General features: G+C 55.1%; 2 tRNA genes and 3 rRNA genes. All 5 read right to left on the reverse strand.

Annotation, left to right across the window (positions count from 1 at the left end):
- Positions 1-61 precede the first annotated feature (61 nt).
- The 5 genes from rrf to JI752_RS19195 all read right to left on the reverse strand — a co-directional run bounded on the left by rrf (position 62) and on the right by JI752_RS19195 (position 5,266).
- A 5S ribosomal RNA gene (rrf, locus tag JI752_RS19175) occupies positions 62-176 on the reverse strand.
- A 159-nt stretch (positions 177-335) separates the two neighbouring features.
- Positions 336-3,200 (reverse strand): 23S ribosomal RNA (locus JI752_RS19180).
- 232 nt (positions 3,201-3,432) lie between these two features.
- Positions 3,433-3,509, reverse strand: a tRNA-Ile gene (locus JI752_RS19185).
- 21 nt (positions 3,510-3,530) lie between these two features.
- A tRNA-Ala gene (locus JI752_RS19190) sits at positions 3,531-3,606 on the reverse strand.
- A 115-nt stretch (positions 3,607-3,721) separates the two neighbouring features.
- Positions 3,722-5,266, reverse strand: a 16S ribosomal RNA gene (locus JI752_RS19195).
- The 16S, 23S and 5S rRNA genes sit together here with 2 tRNA genes alongside, the layout of an rRNA operon.
- Positions 5,267-5,724: the final 458 nt, after the last annotated feature.

Below are 5,724 nucleotides of genomic sequence, written 5' to 3' on the forward strand. Positions count from 1 at the left end.
ATTTTCGCCCGCGCAAAAAGAAGAAGGCCGGTCCTGTTGGACCGGCCTTCTGGGGTAAAGCCCCTGGCGATGACCTACTCTTGCATGGCTTAAGCCACACTACCATCGGCGCATGTGCGTTTCACTTCCGAGTTCGGAAAGGGATCGGGTGGGACCACACAGCTATTGTCACCAGGGAGAGGGTGGAGGGTCGCGGATCTCGGTGGATTGAGTCGCGCACACGCTCTCGTAGGGTTGCTTCGGACGGTTGCCCGTCTTCGGCGGATAGGTTGGGATAAGTAGCGAGTGAGCCGAACGTCCGACGTATCGTCGAGTCCAAGGCCACTTGAGGTTATATGGTCAAGCCACACGGATCATTAGTACAGGTTAGCTCAATGCATTGCTGCACTTACACACCCTGCCTATCAACCACCTGGTCTTGATGGTTCCTTTAGGGGAGTCAAGCTCCCGGGAGATCTCATCTTGAGGCGCGCTTCCCGCTTAGATGCTTTCAGCGGTTATCGCTTCCGAACATAGCTACCCGGCAGTGCCACTGGCGTGACAACCGGAACACCAGAGGTTCGTCCACTCCGGTCCTCTCGTACTAGGAGCAGCCCCTCTCAAATCTCCAACGCCCACGACAGATAGGGACCGAACTGTCTCACGACGTTCTGAACCCAGCTCGCGTACCACTTTAAATGGCGAACAGCCATACCCTTGGGACCGACTACAGCCCCAGGATGTGATGAGCCGACATCGAGGTGCCAAACACCGCCGTCGATATGAACTCTTGGGCGGTATCAGCCTGTTATCCCCGGAGTACCTTTTATCCGTTGAGCGATGGCCCTTCCATACAGAACCACCGGATCACTAAGACCTACTTTCGTACCTGCTTGATCCGTCGATCTTGCAGTCAAGCACGCTTATGCCTTTGCACACAGTGCGCGATGTCCGACCGCGCTGAGCGTACCTTCGTGCTCCTCCGTTACACTTTGGGAGGAGACCGCCCCAGTCAAACTACCCACCATACACGGTCCCCGATCCGGATTACGGACCCAGGTTAGAACGTCAAGCACTTCAGGGTGGTATTTCAAGGTTGCCTCCGCCGAAGCTAGCGCCTCGGTTTCATAGGCTCCCACCTATCCTACACAGAAGAACTCAACGTTCAGTGTAAAGCTATAGTAAAGGTTCACGGGGTCTTTCCGTCTTGCCGCGGGAACGCTGCATCTTCACAGCGATTTCAATTTCACTGAGTCTCGGGTGGAGACAGCGCCGCTGTCGTTACGCCATTCGTGCAGGTCGGAACTTACCCGACAAGGAATTTCGCTACCTTAGGACCGTTATAGTTACGGCCGCCGTTTACCGGGGCTTCGATCAAGAGCTTCGCCTTGCGGCTGACCCCATCAATTAACCTTCCGGCACCGGGCAGGCGTCACACCCTATACGTCCACTTTCGTGTTTGCAGAGTGCTGTGTTTTTGATAAACAGTCGCAGCGGCCTGGTCACTGCGGCCCTTCTCAGCTATGAACCAAAAAGGGCGCACCTTCTCCCGAAGTTACGGTGCTATTTTGCCTAGTTCCTTCACCCGAGTTCTCTCAAGCGCCTGAGAATTCTCATCCTGCCCACCTGTGTCGGTTTACGGTACGGTCTGCGTAAGCTGAAGCTTAGGAGCTTTTCCTGGAAGCGTGATATCGGCAGCTCAGTCCTAATGGACTCGTCCTTAGTCTCAACGTTGCCCCCCCGGATTTGCCTAAGGGGACCGCCTCAACTCTCTCACCGGGACAACCAACGCCCGGCCTGCCTAACCTTCTCCGTCCCTCCATCGCACTTACGCGAGGTGCTGGAATATTAACCAGCTTCCCATCGACTACGCATTTCTGCCTCGCCTTAGGGGCCGACTCACCCTGCGTCGATTAACGTTGCGCAAGGAAACCTTGGGCTTTCGGCGTGCGGGCTTTTCACCCGCATTATCGTTACTCATGTCAGCATTCGCACTTCCGATACCTCCAGCGGACTTCTCAATCCACCTTCGCAGGCTTACGGAACGCTCCTCTACCGCGCACAACAAGTTGTGCACCCCAAGCTTCGGTTTCGTGCTTAGCCCCGTTAAATCTTCCGCGCAGACCGACTCGACCAGTGAGCTATTACGCTTTCTTTAAAGGGTGGCTGCTTCTAAGCCAACCTCCTGGCTGTCTGTGCCTTTCCACATCGTTTTCCACTTAGCACGAAATTTGGGACCTTAGCTGTGGGTCTGGGTTGTTTCCCTTTTCACGACGGACGTTAGCACCCGCCGTGTGTCTCCCATGCATTCTGTCCTGGTATTCGGAGTTTGCCATGGTTTGGTAAGTCGCAATGACCCCCTAGCCATAACAGTGCTCTACCCCCAGGAAGATTCACATGAGGCGCTACCTAAATAGCTTTCGAGGAGAACCAGCTATCTCCGGGTTCGATTAGCTTTTCACTCCTAATCACACCTCATCCCCTACCTTTGCAACGGGAGTGGGTTCGGGCCTCCAGTTGATGTTACTCAACCTTCACCCTGGGCATGACTAGATCACCCGGTTTCGGGTCTACTGCCCGCGACTATGCGCCCTTATCAGACTCGGTTTCCCTTCGCCTCCCCTATACGGTTAAGCTCGCCACGAACAGTAAGTCGCTGACCCATTATACAAAAGGTACGCCGTCACCCTTGCGGGCTCCGACTGCTTGTACGCACACGGTTTCAGGGTCTATTTCACTCCCCTCTCCGGGGTTCTTTTCGCCTTTCCCTCACGGTACTGGTTCACTATCGGTCGGTCAGGAGTATTTAGCCTTGGAGGATGGTCCCCCCATGTTCAGACAGGGTTTCTCGTGCCCCGCCTTACTCGATTTCATCGAATGAGCCCTTTCGCATACCGGGCTGTCACCGTCTATGGCCAACCTTTCCAGGTTGTTTTGCTAAAACTCATTCGACTTAAGGGCTAGTCCCCGTTCGCTCGTCACTACTTAGGGAATCTCGGTTGATTTCTTTTCCTCCGGGTACTTAGATATTTCAGTTCTCCGGGTTCGCTTCCAGCAGCTATGTATTCACTGCAGGATACCTATTGCTAGGTGGGTTTCCCCATTCGGACATTGCGGGATCAATGCTTGTTGCCAGCTCCCCCGCACTTTTCGCAGGCTGCCACGTCCTTCATCGCCTCTGACCGCCAAGGCATCCACCGTGTGCGCTTATTCGCTTGACCATATAACCCCAAGTCGCCTCGGAGTCATGGGTTCGGGGGTACAAAGCCCGAACTCGAATATAACGACTCAATTAATAAAGTGTCCGAAGACACTCGCCTTAGCCTCTACGACACGTCATGGACATTCGTCTCAAAACGCTCGCTACTTTCCCAGTTTTCAAAGAACGCGATCCGGCCTCAACGCCGAACCGCTTCAATTCTTGATGTGTGCGCAATCTAGTTTCGTTCGGGGTGGTGGGTCTGGGAGGACTCGAACCACCGGCCTCACCCTTATCAGGGGTGCGCTCTAACCACCTGAGCTACAGACCCAAAAGTCGTGCACGGCTGGTTTGGTGGAGCTTGTCGGGATCGAACCGACGACCCCCTGCTTGCAAAGCAGGTGCTCTCCCAGCTGAGCTAAAGCCCCATGTTCAAACAATCGAACGGGACGCTCCCGCGGATCTCCCCCTTGGGAGCTCCCGGAACTAGATGCAGGTCACTTGTGCGGACGTCCGGCCAGCAATTTGCTGTCTTTAGTCTCTAAAGGAGGTGATCCAGCCGCACCTTCCGATACGGCTACCTTGTTACGACTTCACCCCAGTCATCGGCCACACCGTGGCAAGCGCCCTCCCGAAGGTTAAGCTACCTGCTTCTGGTGCAACAAACTCCCATGGTGTGACGGGCGGTGTGTACAAGGCCCGGGAACGTATTCACCGCAGCAATGCTGATCTGCGATTACTAGCGATTCCGACTTCATGGAGTCGAGTTGCAGACTCCAATCCGGACTGAGATAGGGTTTCTGGGATTGGCTTGCCCTCGCGGGTTTGCAGCCCTCTGTCCCTACCATTGTAGTACGTGTGTAGCCCTGGCCGTAAGGGCCATGATGACTTGACGTCATCCCCACCTTCCTCCGGTTTGTCACCGGCGGTCTCCTTAGAGTTCCCACCATTACGTGCTGGCAACTAAGGACAAGGGTTGCGCTCGTTGCGGGACTTAACCCAACATCTCACGACACGAGCTGACGACAGCCATGCAGCACCTGTGTCACGGTTCCCGAAGGCACCAATCCATCTCTGGAAAGTTCCGTGCATGTCAAGGCCAGGTAAGGTTCTTCGCGTTGCATCGAATTAAACCACATACTCCACCGCTTGTGCGGGCCCCCGTCAATTCCTTTGAGTTTCAGTCTTGCGACCGTACTTCCCAGGCGGCGAACTTAACGCGTTAGCTTCGATACTGAGGGCCAAGTTGCCCCCAACATCCAGTTCGCATCGTTTAGGGCGTGGACTACCAGGGTATCTAATCCTGTTTGCTCCCCACGCTTTCGTGCCTCAGTGTCAGTGCTGGTCCAGGGTGTCGCCTTCGCCACAGATGTTCCTCCCGATATCTACGCATTTCACTGCTACACCGGGAATTCCACACCCCTCTACCGCACTCTAGTAAGCCAGTTTCCAATGCAGTTCCCAGGTTGAGCCCAGGGCTTTCACATCAGACTTAACAAACCACCTACGCACGCTTTACGCCCAGTAATTCCGAGTAACGCTTGCACCCTTCGTATTACCGCGGCTGCTGGCACGAAGTTAGCCGGTGCTTATTCTTCCGGTACCGTCATGACACCCGGTTATTAACCGAATGCTTTTCTTTCCGGACAAAAGTGCTTTACAACCCGAAGGCCTTCTTCACACACGCGGCATGGCTGGATCAGGCTTGCGCCCATTGTCCAATATTCCCCACTGCTGCCTCCCGTAGGAGTCTGGACCGTGTCTCAGTTCCAGTGTGGCTGATCATCCTCTCAGACCAGCTACGGATCGTCGCCTTGGTGGGCCTTTACCCCGCCAACTAGCTAATCCGGCATCGGCTCATCTATCTGCGTGAGGCCCGAAGGTCCCCCACTTTCTCCCGTAGGACGTATGCGGTATTAGCGTAAGTTTCCCTACGTTATCCCCCACAAATAGGCAGATTCCGATGCATTCCTCACCCGTCCGCCACTCGCCACCCACAGTATTGCTACTGCTGTGCTGCCGTTCGACTTGCATGTGTTAGGCCTGCCGCCAGCGTTCACTCTGAGCCAGGATCAAACTCTTCACTTAAAATTGCAGGATCCGAAGATCCAATATCTTGAGTGCAGAGCCCGTTCCAGGCATCAATTACTCGCTTGCATTTGCATGCTTTGAATCATTAATGCTTGTTACAGGACATCTGCTGTGGACAACCATCCACTAGCCAGACGCCCGCACAAGTCACCTGCGCACACTGTCAAAGATCTCGGGGCCGGCCTCAGCGCCTTTCCCTTTCTCGCCCCGTCGCACCAAAGTGCCCGAGGGAGCCGACTACTATACAGTCAATTTCGATTCCGTCAACACCGTGTCGAAATCTTTTTGACCGCCCCCGCCGCCATTCAGCTCGTCCTTTCGGACCGCCCCGGGCGACCGGGCCGCGCATCTTACAGCACCTTCGAAGTTCGTCAACCGCCCTTCGAAACCACCGCTTCAACCGCGCCCCGCTTCAGTGAAGTTCACCTTGGCGGGGCGCGCATTGTGCACATGCA

The sequence above is a fragment of the Lysobacter sp. MMG2 genome (assembly GCF_016735495.2).
Lineage (GTDB): Bacteria > Pseudomonadota > Gammaproteobacteria > Xanthomonadales > Xanthomonadaceae > Lysobacter_J.